General features: G+C 59.1%; 12 protein-coding genes. 5 read left to right on the top strand and 7 right to left on the bottom strand.

Annotated elements, in window-relative coordinates; genetic code table 11:
• The first annotated feature begins 174 nt into the window (after nt 1–174).
• Nucleotides 175–456 carry a DUF1652 domain-containing protein gene (locus ACWKWE_RS02380; RefSeq protein ID WP_166597835.1) on the top strand — a complete coding sequence of 94 codons (282 nt, stop codon included), beginning with the start codon at nt 175–177 and terminating at the stop codon, nt 454–456.
• Between the two features lie 180 nt (nt 457–636).
• Here the strand turns inward: ACWKWE_RS02380 and ACWKWE_RS02375 are convergent, their stop codons facing one another.
• Entirely contained in the window at nt 637–3,144 is a 2,508-nt protein-coding gene (locus ACWKWE_RS02375; RefSeq protein WP_483849492.1) for a UvrD-helicase domain-containing protein, read from the bottom strand.
• A gap of 270 nt (nt 3,145–3,414) precedes the next feature.
• Here ACWKWE_RS02375 and ACWKWE_RS02370 point away from each other — a divergent pair, with 270 nt between their 5' ends.
• Complete coding sequence (locus tag ACWKWE_RS02370) at nt 3,415–4,110, top strand: pirin family protein (protein ID WP_166597801.1); 696 nt, start codon at nt 3,415–3,417, stop codon at nt 4,108–4,110.
• Nucleotides 4,111–4,250: 140 nt separating this feature from the next.
• Here the strand turns inward: ACWKWE_RS02370 and pgm are convergent, their stop codons facing one another.
• From pgm to ACWKWE_RS02345, 5 genes are all read right to left on the bottom strand, one after another.
• The gene (gene pgm, locus ACWKWE_RS02365; RefSeq protein ID WP_483849491.1) at nt 4,251–5,897 is read right to left on the bottom strand and encodes a phosphoglucomutase (alpha-D-glucose-1,6-bisphosphate-dependent); all 1,647 of its coding nucleotides are present in this window, start codon (nt 5,895–5,897) and stop codon (nt 4,251–4,253) included.
• A 151-nt stretch (nt 5,898–6,048) separates the two neighbouring features.
• Nucleotides 6,049–8,325, bottom strand: a complete 2,277-nt coding sequence (locus tag ACWKWE_RS02360) for an ATP-dependent DNA helicase (RefSeq protein WP_483849969.1) — start codon at nt 8,323–8,325, stop codon at nt 6,049–6,051.
• 204 nt (nt 8,326–8,529) lie between these two features.
• Entirely contained in the window at nt 8,530–9,927 is a 1,398-nt protein-coding gene (locus ACWKWE_RS02355; protein WP_483849490.1) for an aminotransferase-like domain-containing protein, read from the bottom strand.
• Nucleotides 9,928–10,016: 89 nt separating this feature from the next.
• Complete coding sequence (locus ACWKWE_RS02350) at nt 10,017–11,522, bottom strand: hypothetical protein (protein ID WP_166597797.1); 1,506 nt, start codon at nt 11,520–11,522, stop codon at nt 10,017–10,019.
• A gap of 615 nt (nt 11,523–12,137) precedes the next feature.
• On the bottom strand, nt 12,138–13,160 hold the full coding sequence (locus tag ACWKWE_RS02345; RefSeq protein WP_483849489.1) for a zinc-dependent alcohol dehydrogenase family protein: 1,023 nt from the start codon (nt 13,158–13,160) through the stop codon (nt 12,138–12,140).
• 466 nt (nt 13,161–13,626) lie between these two features.
• Here ACWKWE_RS02345 and ACWKWE_RS02340 point away from each other — a divergent pair, with 466 nt between their 5' ends.
• The gene (locus ACWKWE_RS02340) at nt 13,627–14,541 is read left to right on the top strand and encodes a LysR family transcriptional regulator (RefSeq protein WP_166597795.1); all 915 of its coding nucleotides are present in this window, start codon (nt 13,627–13,629) and stop codon (nt 14,539–14,541) included.
• Nucleotides 14,542–14,688: 147 nt separating this feature from the next.
• Here ACWKWE_RS02340 and ACWKWE_RS02335 read toward each other — a convergent pair whose 3' ends face one another.
• Nucleotides 14,689–17,109 (bottom strand): NERD domain-containing protein/DEAD/DEAH box helicase, encoded by a 2,421-nt coding sequence (locus ACWKWE_RS02335; RefSeq protein ID WP_483849488.1) that lies wholly within the window; start codon nt 17,107–17,109, stop codon nt 14,689–14,691.
• Nucleotides 17,110–17,396: 287 nt separating this feature from the next.
• On the opposite strand from ACWKWE_RS02335, the gene ACWKWE_RS02330 reads away from it, so the two are divergent.
• Nucleotides 17,397–18,158, top strand: a complete 762-nt coding sequence (locus tag ACWKWE_RS02330; protein WP_483849487.1) for an abortive infection family protein — start codon at nt 17,397–17,399, stop codon at nt 18,156–18,158.
• A 56-nt stretch (nt 18,159–18,214) separates the two neighbouring features.
• A complete protein-coding gene (locus ACWKWE_RS02325) occupies nt 18,215–18,859 on the top strand; it encodes a DUF2026 family protein (protein WP_483849486.1) in 645 nt (214 codons plus the stop codon).
• Nucleotides 18,860–19,411 lie beyond the last annotated feature (552 nt).

Here is a 19,411-nt window from a genome sequence, read left to right as displayed (position 1 = left end):
CACTGTAAGAAGTCGGTGCTACCTTTACCTGACTCCTGATCTGTGAATCCTGCCCTCGATCAACGCGGAACTCGACAAAGCAGCGAGGTGCTCCGGCACACGAGCTGCGACGTTCTTCGAAGCCGGACGCCAGACCCTGTTTTTCCTGCCCTGCGGAGCTTTGGCATTGCTCGATTGAACGAGGTGGGTCCCATGAATAAAGTCACGTTCCCCAACGCCTGCCAGCTGATGCGCTGGCATTTTCATCCGGTCGGCTTCGAAGCCAGCATGGATGCACCCAGCAGCATGGTCGCGCGCCTCTTCGACCGAGCCAGCGGTGAAACGGTGATCGCCATTGCCGGGATACCCTGCGCAACGGTGATGAACGCGATGGACGTGGAACGCATCATCGAAGCCATTGAGCTTGAGCTCGAAACCTTCGTGCCGCAGCAGACGCTTTATCTGCATCAGGCTTGAACACATTCCCGAACATCTCGGGATCAACTCTGTGGGACGCGAATTCATTCGCGAAAACGTACATCCGAGGGTGATGTGCCGTCTGGAAGATCGATTCGCGAATGAATTCGCTCCCACAGTTGAATCAGCGTTCGGCCTCAAACGTCGTGGCGATGCTGGAAGCTGTTAGAGGGGCGCGCATCACGCGTCCGTCGCAACACTTCCCCGTCGATCTTCAAAAAACGCCTTATCCCCGGCAATCCGCGCCGACGCTCTGGACGTGGCCGTCTCGTCATTGCCCGCCGCGTCGATGAACCAGTAGCAATGCCGCACCGCCCGGGTGATGGCTACATAGGCCAGGCGCAATACCTCGTCTTTCTGCGCGTTGTCGAACGCTTCCAGATCGCCCTCCCGGCCCAGACTCGCCAACTGATAGACCTGATTCTTGTAGGGCGATTGCGTCAAGTGCTGACAATCGCCGAGCAGGAAGACCGCGTCCGCCTGAAGCCCTTTGGAGCTGTGATACGTGAGTTGCTTGAGACGGCGTTCCTGGGGTGGCAGCGCGTAATCGGCGTTGACCACCGCTTGCAGCGCCTCCGGCAACTTCGCCCGCTCGCTGCCCTTGCGGTACAGCAGCAGGACGGAATCACCGGTGTTGTAGTGTTCGATCAGGCTGGCGACCAGTTGGTCGTCGTCGCGGTCCAGCACGGTGACCGGCAACAGCGTCTGCTCTGCCCCACTCGCCCTGGCCTTCTTGCCACTGATGGCGGGCGCGGCGCGGACGATGTGCTCGGCCGCATCGATGATGTGCTGGTGACTGCGGAAGTTGTCGCTGAGCATGACCTTGGTGGTCGACGGCGAGGAAAACTCCTTGGGAAATTCCATGAAGAACTTCGGCGAGCTGCCGCGCCATCCGTAGATCGATTGCCAGTCATCGCCCACGCACAACAGCGACGAGCGCTGCGCACCCCGGCCGCCGTGCAGCGTGACGCCTCGACTGCGGACTTCCCGCAGGCAGGCGCGAATCCACGACACGATCTGCGGTGATACGTCCTGGAATTCGTCGATCATCAGGTGCGACAGCGGACGCAGCCCGTCATCGCTCACCAGCTTCAGGTTCTCGGGCGACTTCTCGCCGAACAGCGAGAACATGCGGTTGTAGGTCATGACCGGCGGGGTCTGTTCCAGCAGGCGGTCTTCGAAGGCCTTCCAGAACAGGCTCAAGGCCTCGAAGAAGAACCGGTCCGGGTCTTCACTGGAAAAGCTCATCTGCGACACGGCGTCCGGCACGTCCAGCCCGAGGTTCTCGATAAAGCCCGCCGCCGCGACGAAACAGTCCAGCAACGGCGCCGCGCTCAGTTCCCCTTTGACCTTGTACTCGAAACCCGGCCCTGCGACTGCGGCGCCTGACAGTGACTGCATCATGCCCCGCGACGCGTCGTAGTTCTCCAGCCAGATGACGGGCTTGCGGCAGAACGCCTGGAACAGCGTGCGTTTGATCACCCACTCTGCCCACACTGGCAGCTTGGCGTCGGGCCGCCGCAGGTGCTGGTCCTCGCTTGGGTCGAAGCCCAACACGATCCACGCGTCCAGCTCGGCCGCGTAGCCATGCACGTGAAAGATCAGCCCGCTGACTTCCACGGTCTGACGCATCGGCTCGACGCCCTGAATCGGCCACGCACCCTTACGGATCCAAAGGTCTTCGATGACGTCGCACAGTTCCTCGTCGCGCTTGGACGACAGGCCCATGACCGTGATGCGTTTCTGCACATCGGGGTGGTCCCGGTCCAGTTCCTTGAGCTGCAACGAATGCCGGTACAGCGGCGCCATGACCTCGCGAAAACGCGGGTTGGCGGCGTACAGGTCGCGGTAGCAGAGGTTCATCTGCTGCCGTTGCGCGTCATTGATACGCAGGTCAAACGGGTTGCTGTCCTCGCCGTCGTCCAGCCGTTTGCCGAACAGGTCCGCGGTCTGACTGCTGAGGTTTTCGAACGCCTGCACCTGTTCGAACCCTGGCAGGCTGCGCACCAGCGGGAGAATGCGCGAATGGAACGTGCGAACGACGTCCCGCGCCTGACGCAGCGACAGGTCGTGGCCCCACAGGCCCATGACTTCGATCAGTTTGTTGATGAAATCTTTCCGCGACTCGCGGGTGAAGGTCACCACGGTCATGGCGTCCAGTTCGAAGCCCAGGTAGTGATGCAACAGCAGCACCCGAAGCACCAGCGAGGTCGATTTACCCGCCCCGGCGCCCGCGATGACGTAGGTGGACGGCGTGTCGCTGAAGATCATCTTCCATTGCGCGGCAGTGGGTTGTGCGTGAGGGGGCAGCTTTTCGGCGACATCGGCCTTGATGCGCTTTTTCAGCTCGTTGCTCAGGGGCAGGCGCCAGTCATCGAACAGGTGATCGTCTACCCTCGGCCCGCGATGCTCCAGCGGTCGCGTGTCGCGAATCACCAGGACGCGGCGCCCTTCCTCGATGCCGTCCAGGTGCCCTTCGGCGTACCCCTCGTTCATGCCCTCGGCGTGGCCGTTGAGGAAGCCGTCGGCGTGCCCCTGTTTCCAGGAGGGCACGTGCTGCGCTTCAAGACGTGACAGGCTGCCACCGATCAGGCGGGCCAGCAGGCGTTTGAAGAACGGCAGGCGGTCGGGGATGGTCAGGTCGGGAGGCAGTTCGTGGGGTGGCTCGGCGGGAAAATCGTGCGACACGCGGGCTCCAGCTATCAACGTTGGGCGAATAGGCGCCTATGGTCGCCCCATTCGTCATGAAGCTCCAGCGAAATGCTTTGCGGTCATGGGGTTAGCCGATCAAGTGCAGGTAAAGATCAACGTTTGGCGCTCATTAAATATCGGATTATCTGATTGTTATTACGCAAAACTTACGCTTTTTATCGATATTACTTTGACGGATCATTGCTCCATCGACTAACAGCGGTGCCCCCTTTGAACGGCCCGGCCCTGCTAACGGAGGAACTGATCATGCTGCAACTGAGACCTTTCACATCCCTCGGCGGCGCCGACCACGGCTGGCTGAACGCGCATCACCACTTTTCGTTCGCCAACTACTATGACCCGGGCCGCATGAGCTGGGGGCAACTGCGGGTCTGGAACGATGACGTGATCGAAGCCGGCACTGGCTTTCCACGTCACCCGCACCGCGACATGGAAATCATCACCTATGTCCGTGAAGGCGCGATCACCCACGAAGACAGCCTAGGCAACCGTGGACGTACCGAAGCCGGTGACGTGCAGGTGATGAGCGCCGGGACCGGCGTGGCCCACAGCGAATACAATCTGGAGTCGAAAGAGACGCGGATTTTCCAGATCTGGATCATGCCGGATGAAGTCGGAGCTCCGCCGTCCTGGGGCGCCAAACCGTTCCCGAAAGGCAACCGCGAAGGCTTCGTGACGCTGGCCAGCGGCAAGGCGGACGATGACATCGAGCTGCGAATTCGGGCGAATGCGCGGTTGGTGGCGGCGAACCTGAAAGCGGGCGAAACCGCGGAATATGCGCTGGATGAAGGTCGCCGTGCGTATCTGGTCCCCGCGACCGGCAGCATCGAAGTCAACGGCCTGCGTGCTCAAGCCCGGGATGGCGTGGCCGTGGAGCAAGAACGCGTGCTGCGTGTGACGGCCATTGAAGACAGCGAGATTGTGCTGGTGGATGTGGCGTAAAGCCCCTGCAATGCAAACGCCCCGGTTTCGTGAGGAACCGGGGCGTTTTTTTGTCACAGGATTATCCCTGTGGGTTGTCTTTCATCGATCCTGTGGGATAGCGGTGCATCGCAGCCACGCGACCGATGCGCAATCCGGAACTACTTCGGCGCGATGGCCGCATCCACCAGCACCTGCGCTTCGGCCACCAGGCGTTTCAGGTGGTCCTCACCCTTGAAGCTTTCGGCGTAGATCTTGTAGATGTCCTCGGTGCCGGAAGGCCGCGCGGCGAACCAGCCGTTTTCAGTCATCACTTTCAAACCGCCGATTGCCTGGTCATTGCCCGGTGCCTTGCTGAGGATCTGCTCGATCTTCTCCCCTGCCAGCTCGGTCGACGTCACCTGCTCCGGCGAGAGTTTGCTCAACAGCGCCTTCTGCTCGAAGTTCGCCTTGGCTTCGACGCGGGTAGAGACAGGCTCGCCCAGTTCATCGGTCAGCGCCTTGTACATCTCGCTCGGGTCACGGCCTTTGCGGGCACGGATTTCTGCCGCCAGCAGCGCCGGGATCAGGCCGTCCTTGTCGGTGGTCCAGACGCTGCCATCACGACGGAGGAAAGACGCCCCCGCGCTCTCTTCGCCGCCGAAACCCAGCGAGCCTTCATACAGCCCCTCGGCGAAGAACTTGAAGCCCACCGGCACTTCGTACAAACGACGGCCCAGACGCTGGGTCACGCGGTCGATCATGCCGCTGCTGACCACGGTCTTGCCGACCGCCGCATCAGCGCGCCAGTCAGGACGGTTCTGGAACAGGTAATCGATGGACACCGCCAGGTAATTGTTCGGCGCCAACAGGCCACCGGTCGGGGTGACGATGCCGTGACGGTCGTGGTCCGGGTCGCAGGCGAACGCGACCTGGAAGCGATCTTTCAGACCGATCAGGCTCTGCATCGCGAAATTGGACGACGGGTCCATGCGGATCTTGCCATCCCAGTCGACGCTCATGAAGCGGAAAGTCGGGTCGACGAATTTGTTCACCACCTCCAGGTTCAGGCCGTAATACTCGCCAATGGCCGACCAGTAACGCACCCCCGCGCCGCCCAGCGGGTCAACGCCCAGACGCAGATTGGCGCCACGGATGGCGTCCATGTCGATGACGTTCTTCAGGTCGGCGACGTAGGTGTTCACGTAGTCGTGGCGGTGAGTGGTGTCCGCGCGCAAGGCCTTTTCAAGCGTGATGCGTGTGACGCCGATGATCTTCTCGGCAAGCAGTTCGTTGGCCTTGGTTTCGATCCACTTGGTGATGTGCGAATCGGCCGGGCCGCCATTGGTGGGGTTGTATTTGAAACCGCCGCTTTCCGGCGGGTTGTGCGACGGCGTGATGACGATGCCGTCAGCAAGGCCCGACGTACGGCCTTTGTTGTAGCAGATGATCGCGTGGGACACCGCCGGAGTGGGCGTGTACTCATCGCCTTCGGAAATCATCACGTTGACGCCGTTGGCCGCCAGCACTTCCAGCGCAGAGGCGGCTGCCGGGGTGGACAGCGCATGGGTGTCGGCGCCGAGAAACAGCGGGCCATCGATGCCGTTGGCCTGACGGTACAGGCAAATGGCCTGACTGATTGCCAACACGTGCCATTCATTGAAGCTCAGGTCGAACGAGCTGCCGCGGTGACCGGACGTGCCGAAGGAAACCCGTTGGGTGGGAACCGAGGCGTCCGGCTGGCCGGTGTAATAGGCCGTCACCAGACGAGGAAGATCGACCAGCAATTCCGCAGGCGCCTGTTTGCCTGCGAATGGACTGATGCTCATGGGAAACCTCCGTGGATGGAAAACGTGAGAAGAAGAAAAAAAGAGGCAGCGCAACAGATAAAAATGCCGGTATCGCGGCAGTTTACTGGCAGTTGGACCGCCTTGCTCGGCTATCGATCCGTAACCGCTTGAGACAATTGCACGGGCCGACCTACAGCTGCCACCACGTCGGCAACAACTGCTGAATCTTGTGCTCGGCAAACCGGTCGTCGATCAGCATCACCACCCCACGATCATCCTGACCGCGAATCACCCGCCCTGCCGCCTGCACCACTTTCTGCAGGCCGGGGTAGAGATAGGTGTAATCGTAACCGGCGCCGAACAACAGGCTCATTCGCTGCTTGAGCTGTTCGTTGACCGGGTTGATCTGCGCCAGGCCGAGGGTCGCGATGAACGCGCCGATCAGCCGCGCCCCCGGCAAATCGATCCCTTCACCGAACGCGCCGCCCAGCACCGCGAAGCCAATGCCTTGGCTCTCAGGGGTGAAACGGTCGAGGAATGCCTGCCGATCACTTTCGGCCATGCCCCGTGACTGCTGCCACAGGGGCACGTCGGGGTGGCTGGCGCGCATCAATTCCGCCACCTGTTGCAGGTAGTCGAAGCTGCTGAAGAATGCGAGGTAGTTGCCAGGGCGCACCTGGAATTGCTCGGCCATCAGCGCCACGATGGGCGCCAGCGACGCCTGTCGATGGGTGTAGCGGGTGGAGATGCGGCTGACGATGTGCACGTCCAGTTGCGCCTTTTGAAACGGCGACTCGACATCGATCCACGCCGTGTTCTCCGGCAGACCCAGCAGGTCGCGGTAAAAATGCCGGGGGTTGAGCGTGGCCGAGAACAGCACCGTGCTGCGGGCGGCGGTGAGGCGCGGGCGAATGAATTCGGCAGGCACGACGTTGCGCAGGGTCAGTTTCGACAGCGCCTTGTTGCCCCTCGCCTCGCGCTTGCTGATGTCGAACAGGTAATGCTCACCGAACAGCTCGGCAATCCGCCCGAACTGGATCGCTTCGAAATAGAAGCTTTGCAGTTCGCCGTTGGCCGCGTGGGGATGATCGTTGAAATAATCACCGAACGCGGCGACGCACAGGTTGAGCGCCGAGAGGAATTTGCCAGGGGTCGCGGGATAGGCCTGGTACGGCGCGACCTGTTCCTTATGCAGCGCGTTCCACTCGCGATTAAGCCGTTGCAGGGATTTTTTCAAGGGCTCCGGCGCGCTCTGCCGGACCTGATTCAAAACGAATTGGTCGAGGCTCGCGCTGTACATCTGCCGAGCACGCTCGACCATGTTGTGTGCCTCGTCCACCAGCACCGCGACGCGCCACTGATTGAACTGGCACAACCCGAACAGCAAGGCGCTGAGGTCGAAGTAATAGTTGTAGTCGGCGATCACCACGTCCGACCAGCGCGCCATTTCCTGGCTCAGATAATAAGGACAGACGTCGTGCCGCAAGGCCACTTCACGCAACCCGGGCTGATCCAGCCAGCGGTGGGCCACAGCCTCGCTGCGGGCGGCGGGCAAGCGGTCGTAAAACCCTTTAGCCAATGGGCAGGAATCGCCGTTGCAGGCGTTGGCGGGGAATTCGCAGGCCTTGTCCCGCGCGACCATTTCCAGCACACGCACATCCAGCTCGGGGGCGCTGCGGGCGATCACACTCAAGGCATCCAGCGCCAATTTGCGGCCCGGGGTCTTGGCGGTGAGAAAGAACACCTTGTCGAGCTTTTGGGTCGGCGTCGCCTTGAGCATCGGGAACACCGTGCCGATGGTCTTGCCGATGCCGGTCGGCGCCTGCGCCATGAGGCAACGCCCGGTGCTGACGGCCTTGTACACCGACTCCGCCAACACCCGCTGGCCCGCTCGGAACGCACCGTGAGGAAATTTCAGATCGGTCAGCACGTCGTTTCGCGTTTGAACATGGGCCATTTCCTGACGTGCCCAGTGCAGAAAAATCTGACACTGCGCCTCAAAGAAGGCCTTGAGTTCATCAGCGCTGTGCCGTTCGCGAATCAGGGTTTCCTGCTCGTTGATGATGTTGAAATACACCAGCGTGACGTTCACTTCGGCCAGCTTCAACTGCTGACAAATCAACCATCCGTACACTTTGGCCTGGGCCCAGTGCAGCTGCCGGTGATTGGCGGGCATCTTGTCGAGGTCGCCGCGGTAGGTCTTCACCTCTTCCAACTGATTGAGCGCCGCGTCATAGCCGTCGGCCCGGCCTCGGACGTTCAATTCCTGGTAGGCGCCGGACAGGGAGACTTCCGCTTGATAGTCAATCCCGCGACGGGACGCCACCGTGCGATGTCCGGCGATCCCCTCTTGGGCCGTGGGCGATGGCGTGAAACGCAGATCAAGGTCTCCGACCTTGGCCGTGAACTCGCACAAGGCCCGCACCGCGATGGCATAGCCGTGCTGCGGATCGACCGCTGGCTGCACAGGCCCGGGCGGCGATGCATCCGGGTCGGCATCGACAGCGGGTTCGGGGGAAAGGATGGCGGTCACGGGAAGAGGCAACAGGCAGTCTGAATACTGGACGGGCATACAGATAGCAGGTGCGCGGTGGGTCTGGCAAACAGAAATGGATCGGCGGCGCCCTGGACCAGAGCACCGCCGCGAACTTGATCGTCCGCTACGAACGCCCTACCCCAACCGCTCCTGCACCAGCGCATTCCTGACATGCACCAGCATCGACTCGATGTTCTGGGTCCAGTCCGCTGCGCCGCTCAGGCACAGGCTCTGTTGGTGCAACCCGCGCACGCTGAACAGCTCACCGGGGGCGATGACGATGCGTTGTTCCAACAGCCGCTCGAACACCCGCCCCATGTCCACGCGATGCTTGCTTTCCAGCCAAATCGTCGCGCCGCCCTGAGGCCGTTCAAAGGTGACGTCGTCTCCCAGGAAGTCATCGATCATCAGCCCCAAATGCTCTACCCGCTGCTGCAAACACAGGCGCAAGGCGTGCAGGTGTTTGTCCAGTTGGCCCGAGTTGTACAGGCGGGCGATGGCTTTCTGTCGAATGGGTGGCAGGCGAAACGAGCGCAGCAACAGCTGGCGGTGCCACAAGGCGCGGGAATGGCGGGTCAGCAGGTAGCCGAACGGCGCCTCCAGGCCGATGGTCTTGTCGAAGGCGCCGACGATCAACAGCCTTTCCGGATCGATCAAATCCCGCAACGGCGTGAATTGCTCGTCGAAGCACAGGCCGCCCTGGCTGTCGTTTTCCAGCACCCAGACGCCGTGCCGATTCAGCACCTCGGCCAACCGTTGCCGCTGTTCCGGCGCCATGATCCGACCGCGCACGGTGTCCATTCGCGACGACAGCACCGCCATTTTTACCTCGCTGTGGCGCAATAAGCCTTCCAGCTCATCGGGATCGATCACGCCGTCGGCATCCGTACACAGCTCGATCACCCGAACGCCAAACGATTGCAGCGTGCGCAGGATATTCCAGCCACACGGCGACTCGACCAATACCGCGCAATCCCGCAATTGCAGCGCCTTGAGCACCGTCTTGAGCACGCCGGTCTTGTCCGGACCGATAAAAACGTTGTCCGGGTGCCAGCAATGCTCGGTGGACGACGTGTAATACGCGGCCAGCGCCGTGCGTAATTCGATGTCGCCAAACGGCTGATAGCGTGGGTCGGACTGGCAGGGATAATGCCGCATCAGGTCGCGCTCCACGCTCAGCAACGGGCCGTCCAGCGACTGCAACAGCGTGGGCTCATCGGCACCGAAAACGAACATGTCAGGGCGCCGCGTCCCGGCCTGAAACCGCGCCAGCAAATCTTCTCCCTCGCAGTGAACGTCGTTGCAGGGCTGAGGCAACGCGTAATAACCGGACTTGGGCACCGAACAGATCCGCCCTTCCTTCTCCAACAGCGAATACGCGTTTTGAACGGTTGAAATCGACACCCGCAGCCGTCGGGCCAGCAGTCGCAGGGACGGCAATTTGACGGCCGGGCCTTCGGGCAATTCGTGGGTCAGCCGCGACAGGTAGCGGTACACCATCTGGTAGGCAAAATCGGTCTTGTCGTTATTCATCGGACACACCCCATCCATGCGTAAAACGCAGGGTCAATGAAAGAAAATGCAGCCGCGCAGCAGGTCGCTCATGGCCTGCGACGCCCCCTTCAGCGGCCGGAAACCCGTTCCACCGCCGGTTGGCCCGTGGCGGGGTCGACGGTCGTCACCCAAGCCTTGTCCGGGTCGCTCGCGCGTACGCGGGCGATGATTGAGTGTTTGTCGCCAAAGTCCACGCGTGACCGCGCATAGAGGTTTTGCAGGCCTTGCAGGCTCAAGCCGCTGACGTCCACCAGCCACTGCACCACTTGATCGGGCGCCGGCTGACCCGACAACGCCCGGTGCAGATCGGCCTGCGCCACCAGCATGCCGGGATGACAAGCCCGCAAAAACACTTCCAGCTGCGCGCCCTCGTCGACAAAAGGTGCAAACAACAGGCACACCAGTTGAGCCTCATTGAGGCCGAACGCTTCTTGGGCGTAACCGTCCGCCAGAGTGCGTCGCAGGTCGACTTTTTCCGGCTCGTCATAGGCCGCCAGCGCTTGCTGAATGAGGCGCTTGGGCATGCGTTTGCGGCGCATCATTTCGGCGCCGAGCACCAGGTATTCGGCAATGCCCTCGGCGTATTCCCGGCCTTGAACGAATTGCGCCATGAGCCCGCGCATATGGGCCATGAGCAAAGGGTTCGCGCAATCGGATTCGCTGAAACTGAATGCCAGATCGTCGAAACGGAATCCCAGGAAATCCGTGAGCAACGCCCAATGCTCTTCAGTCTTGAAACCGATCAGATCCGCGACGGGCAAAAATGCAGGTCCCCTGTTCACGTGCGCAAATTCTGGCGCCTTCAGCATGAAATCCATGGGCATTGACTCCTCGCCATACAGCTCGCGGTAATACACGCGGCCGATACGGTCGATGGCGCTGATGGCCTGGCTGAAACCGAGGGGGTTCCAGCGTTCCACGTTCTGGCCGCTGCGCCCGCTCAAGCGCGCGATCCAGGTGGCGTATTGCTTTTGTTCTTTGAGGGTCTCGCCATTGACGACGGCGCTGACGCCGTCTCCCCAATTCGCCGCCCGACCCAGGCACTCGGCCATGCTCAGGTAACACGCGTTGCAAAAGGTGGTCCGGGCATCGCCCGCCGTCAGGTGCCCACCGAGCAGCATGTCGGATCGGTTCTGCTCACGTCCTGCCGCCGAAAAGGGCAAATCGGGTTCGAATGCCTGGACATACCGATGATCAACGACCAGCAACTCCACGCGAGGGTCGTCGTGAAGAAACAACGCCGAATAACAGCGGTGAATGTTGGCCATGACCGCGGACGTCATGCCCGCGTGGCGCATATTGACGACCCGCAACTTGAACGTGGCGGGCGAACGCCCCGCGATACTCAATTGCGCGGCCCGGAGCAACGCCACGGTATAGGCACTGTCCTTGCCACCCCCGAACGCCACCAGGACCCGATAGTTGCCAATCTGTTCGATACCACCAGCGGCAACGATCAGGCGTTGAATCAATAATTGCAGTGCCGTTCTCTCGGCCCGATTGAAATAACTCAACAACCGCTGCAGCACCTGTTGATAAACATAGTTCATCGCTTGTTCGTGAATGGAACTCATAACGTCGACACCTGAAATACTCAGTCCAGCCATAACATCCGAACTTTCCACGACGTTCCGCCGTCGAGGAAAAGCCAATAACCTGTGCCACAAGAACAGCTCGATCCTGGCTCAGGTCAACGATCAAGGGTTCCGAGCCCTGCCCCACAGCCGCCGGAGAGCGCGGGGACGGGCAGAAGACAGGGAAGGATTTCGAACACAGGCGCCCTGCACAAGGTATCGAAAAGGCGCAGCGGAAAGTGTGACATGACTCATTCCTTGAGTTGTATTGACTGAACTATTATCGGTGTCTCGATAATATTTACAAGGTACAGATACCGACTCGAATGGCGCCAGATTTAAACTTCCCTCGCGTTCTTTTAAACACAGTTGTTTATTCAAAACAGTATTCAGTCACAGCAACGGTGTCAGGCACGCGGCACTGACGAATGCAACAGGCTGTTTAATAACACGTCACCCATAAACAAAAAAGCCTTCCAGATCGCGTCAGGAAGGCTTTGTCGGGTGAAACATGGCCGGTAAAAAACGGGACGGGCACCTTGAACCGGCGACCGGATCCACTCATACGACGCTTGGCCACAGCGTCGATCATTCAGCCAGCGCGATGATTTGCGCTCAGGCAGACTCGACTTCCACCACTATGCGACCGCCTACAGGGCAGCCATCCATCAAGCGGTGCGCTTCGACCAGTTGATCGAACGCAAAGACCTTGGTGATCTGCGGGACCAGCACGCGGTCAGCGGTCAGTTGGTTGATGTCACGCAAGGCACGTTTCACGGCTTCTTCGTCTTGAGCGATACCCAGTTCGGGCTTGCCGGTGAAATTGCCCACACAGTGAACGAAGAACTGAATGTTTTTCTGGAACGCTGCACACGCCGGGAACGGCGTCTGATTGCCGCCCTGCAAGCCGTAAAGAATCAGGCTCCCACGGGGTGCAAGTACGTCGCCCAACATGGACATCTGCGGGCCGCCCAAACCGTCCAGGACGATGTCGACACCCCGATTGTCGGTGTACTTGTTGATCGCCATGAGCAGATCCTGCTCTTCGGTGTTCACGACCTTGTCGGCACCCAGCTTCAACAGGTATTCACGGCACGATTCGGTCTTGGTCGCGGCGATGACCTTGATACCCAGTGCCTTGCCCAGTTGCAGGAACGCAGGGCCCGCGCAATGGCTGGCATCGGTCACCAGGGCGGTCTGCCCCGGTTTGGCGCGAGCCAGGTCGACAAAGGCAAAGTACGCCATCAGCAGCGGCGTGTAATGTACGGCTGCCTCATTAGGCGTGAGAATTTCCGGATAACGGGTCACGGAAGTGGCGGGCAGTGTAATCAGCTCGCCATAAACCGGGTGCACGTTAGGGTCTGCAGAGGGGAAGCTGGCCACCTTGTCGCCAACGTTCAGATCAGCCACGCCATCACCGACAGCGGTGATCACGCCTGCCATTTCAGAGCCCAGACCGGCCGGCAGCCGCGCCTGAGAAGAAGCCAGATTCTGGCGCCACAGCACGTCGTACCAGGTAACGCCGATCGCCTGTACGCGCACTTGCACCTCGCCGGGGGCAGGCAACGCGACGGGCACCTCTTCTACCTTGAGTACCTCGGCCGGGCCGAACTGATGAAAACGGATCGTGCGGGACATTTCGAACCTCGCCTTATGAACCTTGATGCCATGAACTCTATCCGGGCTCTGCCGGTAACACTATCAGTGGCTATTAATAGTCGACATGCCTGTCATCGATTCTGTTGTTGAAAGGCGGCCATTAGATAACCATCGAATGCTCACGTATTCAAGGCGGACATTGTTCTTTTCTCACCCGGACTTTGCAACCCGATGCGCACATTCCGGATGAACGTCAGCATGACTGGCACGAAATCCCCCCGGGTCGGGTGGCTCGATCTCTCACGCCTCTTCAGTTGGGTGTCCTGAAATTGCCCAAGTTCAAGGCAAATTATCGATGGTCGTGATGGGTAACACGTTTGTATGCTTGCGCATGCATTCAAGGCTGATCAGAATCGGCATCATTCCGTAACATTCGTTCCCGAGCTGAACACTGGCAAGGCCTCTCTGGCCGCTCATAACCGACCATGTCCCTGAGACCCCCGTCATGAATCGCAACGACCTGCGTCGCGTCGACCTCAATCTGCTCATCGTGTTCGAAACCCTCATGCATGAACGCAGCGTGACCCGTGCAGCGGAAAAGCTGTTCCTGGGCCAGCCGGCGATCAGCGCGGCGCTCTCGCGTCTGCGCGGGCTGTTCGACGACCCGTTGTTCGTCCGCACCGGCCGCAGCATGGAACCCACGGCACGCGCCGTGGAAATCTTCGGCCTGCTGTCCCCTGCGCTGGACTCCATTTCCACCGCCGTGAGCCGCGCCGCCGATTTCGATCCGGCCACCAGCACTGCCGTGTTCCGCATCGGCCTGTCCGATGACGCCGAATTCGCGCTGCTGCCTTCGCTGCTCAAGCGCCTTCGCTCCGAAGCCCCCGGCATCGTGCTGGTGGTACGCCGCACCAACTACATCCTGATGCCTGCGCTGCTGTCATCCGGCGAGATTTCCATCGGTGTGAGCTACACCGATGATCTCCCGGCGAACGCCAAGCGCAAGGTCCTGCGCCGCAGCAAACCCAAACTGCTGCGCGCCGACTCGATGCCCGGCCCCATCACCCTTGATGATTTCTGCGCACGGCCCCACGCGCTGGTCTCGTTCGCGGGCGACCTGGGCGGCTTCATCGATGAATATCTGGAAAAGATCGGCCGCAAACGCCACGTGGTGCTGGCCGTCCCGCAATTCAACGGCCTGGCGACCCTGATCGCCGGCACCGACATCGTCGCCACCGTGCCCGACTACACCGCCGCCGTGCTCACCGCAGCGGGCGGTGTACGGGCTGAAGAATTGCCAGTGGAAGCCCGCACCTTCGAGCTGCACATGGCCTGGCGCGGTTCCCAGGATAACGACCCCGGCGAGCGCTGGTTGAGGTCGCGGATTCAGATGTTTTTCGGCGACCCTGACAGTCTTTAGGTTTCGTCGGGCAGGCTGTTTAGTTGATCATTTCTGGCTTTTCATAGGTCATGAAGGCCCATTCACTTCCAGACTATTGCTACATTGGTGGCATATCTGAGGGCATGCTTTGGATGGTTTGAAAAGGATGCCCCCACCTTTACGAGGCTATTGAGAATCGGTAAGCCGGTACTTTCCGGCCTCAATCTTCACCATGAGCTTCTGCCCACAGAGACTGCCTATCGCGCGGCCCGCAAGGCTCTCGATGGAGTCATCTAGGTCACTGGTTACCAACCCATCCCGCAACCATTGCACTACCTCGGATTTGGTGGCAACGGTCGCATCATTGCGCATCCGAAACTCGACGATCGTAGTGGCGAGGAATAGGACAGGGACTTCACTAATCCCATGCACTGGGTCATTAGAGCGCGGAAATTGAAAATTGCCGACCAGTGCGGCCACCTTGATTAAAGACTGCCCGCGCCTCATTGATCGCGCAGCACCCAATTCAACCGCCTGCTGGGCGACCTCAAAAACCTTGGCCTCGTCCAATGGCTCCGCGAGGCAAGTCAGACATGCGCCGTACATGTTATGCGGTGTCATCGTATTGCATTCGGTGCAGGGCTTGAGATAGCCCTCTGTCAGTTCATTACGCACAACGTCGATTCCAGCTATGGGAAGACCTGTCGATAGCGATATCCACCAGCCCCAAAGCTGAACTCCGCGATTGCTCCACCTGCCGCCGCCTTCATATACCCACCGCCTCCATCGGCTTGCGTAAACAAATCCTTCGCCGAAGATTTCGTGTCTTCCGTACAAGTCGCCGTATTTTCGCATTCTGTTAACGATAAATCGTGGGGCCGGAGCACGGGCATCCTGATCGAGCACTGATTTACGATCAATATTCTCCAAGCCTTTGCGCAGGAAATCTGATTTTACGCTGCTCTGACCCACAAGCAGTTCGATAGGTACGATGATATAGGCACGAGTGGTAGCTCGCCCGAGAGCGCAAGCCAATGTGATGTCATCCATTTCGAAGCCTGCTACGACGATGACGACTGGCGCCTCCATACCGCGATACGCCGAGATCGTGGAGCGTGGAACTTTGATCTCCCCAAGCGACGAGGAGAACTGACTTAGCACGATCAAGTCCTCGTTCATCACACCTGATTTAGCAAGGCTCGCCATCATGGTCTGGATTGTCTTGGAGACATCCCAGCTAATGCTTCTGGACAAGTCCTCCACGGAGATCGGCCGAGGGCAATTCACCTCATGTCGTGGCGGTAGCATCTCCATCATCGTCTGAGTGATGCCTCCGGGATTCCGGTAGACCGTTGCCAAATAGAAGAATCGCTCGCCATAGGTATCCTCCAGAAATCGATAGGAACTGCCTTTTTCGATCCCGGGTAGGACCTGGAGCTCATCAGCAAAAACGAACTTGCGTGCGTTGGCGAAATGGTCGCGCAGCGCCAAGTGATCGGCCTCATTGAGCGCCTGGGCCTCATCGACGATCAACGCCGCGTACTGTTGATCTACCGACCCATGCAGGGCTAGGTGATGCTCGTCATAGTTGGGCTCGCCGGAGCTGTTTTCCCTGTTCGGCTTGCCCTGGGACTCGCAGTAGGAATGAAAGGTTTGAACAGTCACCGCCCGGCCAAACTGGCTCAATTGAGCGGCCACCTTATGCGTAATCTGGCGGTTCTTCAGAAGGAACAGTACCTTGAGGTCCCGAGCGACAAACTGCTCAGCAAGAGAACGAGCTATCAACGTCTTGCCGCTGCCCGAAAACCCCGCGATCAACCTTTGATCAGAGTCGACGCACAATGCCACCTGATTCGCCTGCTTTTTGTCTAATTGAAGCCACAACTCGCTGTCCACAACGATTTTCCGGCCAAGAGCCCCTTCCCGTAATTCCCGCGGCCAGACGGAGTCGAGAAATTGTTTGATTTCATGGCTGAAATTATCCTTGATGTCGTAGTTTAGTGCGGACTTCCAGTGCGCCATCAATTGCATGATGCGCGAAGGCATGTCCTGACGGTGCTTTTGGAGGATTAGAATACCGTCGGGTAACTGCCGGTCGAGCGGCACGTATGCATTGGCGATTTGCGAGCTCTCCAGATCGAAGTCTGGAAAATGCACTGCATAACCGACTGGGCACTTCATCTGCCACGATTGCAACATATCGACGAGGACGAAAGCGTTGTCCTTGACCTGATTCAGAGGATCGATTTCATAACCGTCACGTTCGTGAATGAATCGAACGCCCGACGGCTGATACAAACCTGACTTCGTCTCTATGCAAAGCATACCCAGCCCCGCATGTAAGATTACGAAGTCCACCTCGCCAGACAGGTGCCTTCTCTCTAAGGAAACTCGCAGGTAGTCCTGCAGATCCTGCGAGTACACCCGCTTTGTCCGGCCGCGTAGCCAAGGTAGCGAATGGATGACGACAAACCCATCGTCAAGTGCCGCTAGTTCCCGAAAAAGCGTAAATTCGCCTTTGCTGCGGAATTCCGCATGATCGAGTGCTGGAAAGAATTTGGCCATTGATGGAAGAAACGCTATGTCAGTTGGGGCATAGTAAGGCACTGGGTGCACCCGTGTCCTCTCATCCACCAACCTATCAATGGTACCGCTCCGATCAGACCAGACCGGGCGGAAATAACGGAATCGATAGTCACGTTGTACCCTACCCACTTTGGGGTTCATCGTTCGGGAAATGGATTCGCTATCGAGCACGTTGGTGACTGGTTGCAAATCGACGAGACAACGTCGTCATCAAGGCTGAAACGGGTGGAGAAATCGAGTCGGTACCAATCGCAGACTTTAGGTCAGTGGCCCCACAGCACTGCGGACACAGTGAAAAGGATTTTCGTATGAATGAGTATTTGCTCCATGACCCCTCTTGGAATGGCCCACTGATAGTCGCCGTACAGCGAGCGATCACCGAGACGTTCTCCAAATTCGACTGGAATGAGATTGGGCACCTCACAGGGCTGCACGCCTATATCACCGGCCACAAGCGGCTTTTGCGGAGCCTCGACTGGCGAGACCCGGATTACAGTGACTGCGTGTTTGAAGTAATCACCCGTTTGCAGCATCACAACGGCCAGGCACTGGCGCTACTGATTGAGCATCCGAAGGTACTCCCCCTTTTAGAAGTATCCGTGCCGCACCATCTCCATCAATTAGGAATCAGCGTCGATCACGTCCGAGCAGTTGCGCCCTCGTTAAGCGCTTCTGAGGTTGTAAGGCGGGCGCTCACGGACGCTGATCAACTCATCGAGACGAATGGTGCACAGAGCGCCGTGGATCGCCTCCATACCGCAATGCACGGCTACCTGAAGGCCGAGTGTGCAACAGCCAACATTGCAATTCCCTCCGATGCAACCCTGACCCAGGCTTTCAAAGCACTCCGCACCAATCACCCGGCATTGGCTGATTTGGGTGCCCATACGACAGATGTTGCCAAAGTACTTCAGTCATTCGCCTCTGTACTGGATACACTGAACACCGTCCGCAACCACGGAAGCGTCGCTCATCCAAACGAACACCTCATCGAGGCGCCAGAAGCCTTCCTGTTCGTAAATGCGGTCAGAACGCTTTTTCATTACCTGAACAACAAGCTTGGACACTGATTCTGTGCACCGGTGAAGGCCGGTGGACCGGGCCACCCTCATTGAAAAGGACAACCATGAGTCAGAGATCGCCGGAGCTAATACCGCTCCTCGACTATTTGCGGATTCATCGTGTCATCCGCAGCGTGCTGGACTCGTGTCAGGCAGACACTGCTCACGCCTGCTGGTACTTCAGCATGGCGGGCGCTGCAATTCTCCGTAAGCACTATAGGAGGGAGGCTCACCCCCTCGCGGGCGCAATGTGCCTGATGACGAATGTCGAAGACTCGAAGGTCATGTGCTTCGCAACAATTGAAGATGGCGAAGCCCATAGCAGCACCAGCGCCTTCCACGCGATGGTTGCGTGCGACGGCTATCTAATCGATTTTATGAGCCCGATTTTTCCTGAGACGGCTAAATCTTCCCACCACGCATTTACCCCACCAGCCAAGTCCTTTCAGCGAAAATTCGACACCATGAATCCATCGCCCATGGAACTCGAACAGGCCGGTGATTTTTTCTTCGATCCGAATACAGTGCTGACCGACAAACTTGTGCGGAAAGTCCTGGAAAGCCGATTTCTCAGTGACGTGATAAATGGATGCTGTGACTGGTACAGGCGCCCCCCGAAAACAATCCCTCCGACTATCACGGTGGGTGATGAAGAAGGCCGGATGAGCACCGTGAAGCTCAAGGATGTGTCAGTAGTCGGTTCTTGGTAAGCAAAACAGGGTTGGGGCCATTCGCAAGGTGGTCCTCGCTGAGATGAACCCCACTCCTCCCACACTGCCCTGGCGACTTTCCGCGTAGCGAGCTACGCGCTCTGCCTGATTGAACAGCAAGGGCGAACAAGATCTCTACACCAGCTTCAAGACGGGGCTAGACGAATCACAGTTACGGGAGAAGGCAGACGGTAGGACGTCATCGCACCTGGCGCAAGCGGTTGCCATGTGCCACCACTCAAGTCAGAATGTGCTCAATGGAGTTTCGGTTAGGTCAGATTGAGCATGGAAAGGCTGCCAGCACGAGCGCAAAGTACAAGGGTGATCTTCGCCCTAGGTGTATCCGTCGCAGCGCCGCTCATCTCGCGCCTCCCCACTGGCATCAAACATCGCACCACGACTCCCCACTGCAGAAGCACCAACAACCGAGCTCCTTTCACTCCAGCGCGGCCCATGCCCTCATGCGAGAAAGCGGTCGAATCCCACGCGAATCTGTTCTTGTGCCGGCGGCGTTCCCACACGCTCACCCTGCACCATCAAGCCTTCACTCGC

It is taken from the genome of Pseudomonas salicis (assembly GCF_057128705.1).
This window is presented reverse-complemented; position numbering and strand designations above follow the sequence as displayed.

Coding starts and splice junctions, on each gene's coding strand:
- ACWKWE_RS02370 (WP_166597801.1), top strand. CDS start 3,415: ATGCTGCAACTGAGACCTTTCACATCCCTCGGCGGCGCCGACCACGGC.
- pgm (WP_483849491.1), bottom strand. CDS start 5,897: ATGAGCATCAGTCCATTCGCAGGCAAACAGGCGCCTGCGGAATTGCTG.
- ACWKWE_RS02355 (WP_483849490.1), bottom strand. CDS start 9,927: ATGAATAACGACAAGACCGATTTTGCCTACCAGATGGTGTACCGCTAC.
- ACWKWE_RS02350 (WP_166597797.1), bottom strand. CDS start 11,522: ATGAGTTCCATTCACGAACAAGCGATGAACTATGTTTATCAACAGGTG.
- ACWKWE_RS02345 (WP_483849489.1), bottom strand. CDS start 13,160: ATGTCCCGCACGATCCGTTTTCATCAGTTCGGCCCGGCCGAGGTACTC.
- ACWKWE_RS02340 (WP_166597795.1), top strand. CDS start 13,627: ATGAATCGCAACGACCTGCGTCGCGTCGACCTCAATCTGCTCATCGTG.
- ACWKWE_RS02330 (WP_483849487.1), top strand. CDS start 17,397: ATGAATGAGTATTTGCTCCATGACCCCTCTTGGAATGGCCCACTGATA.
- ACWKWE_RS02325 (WP_483849486.1), top strand. CDS start 18,215: ATGAGTCAGAGATCGCCGGAGCTAATACCGCTCCTCGACTATTTGCGG.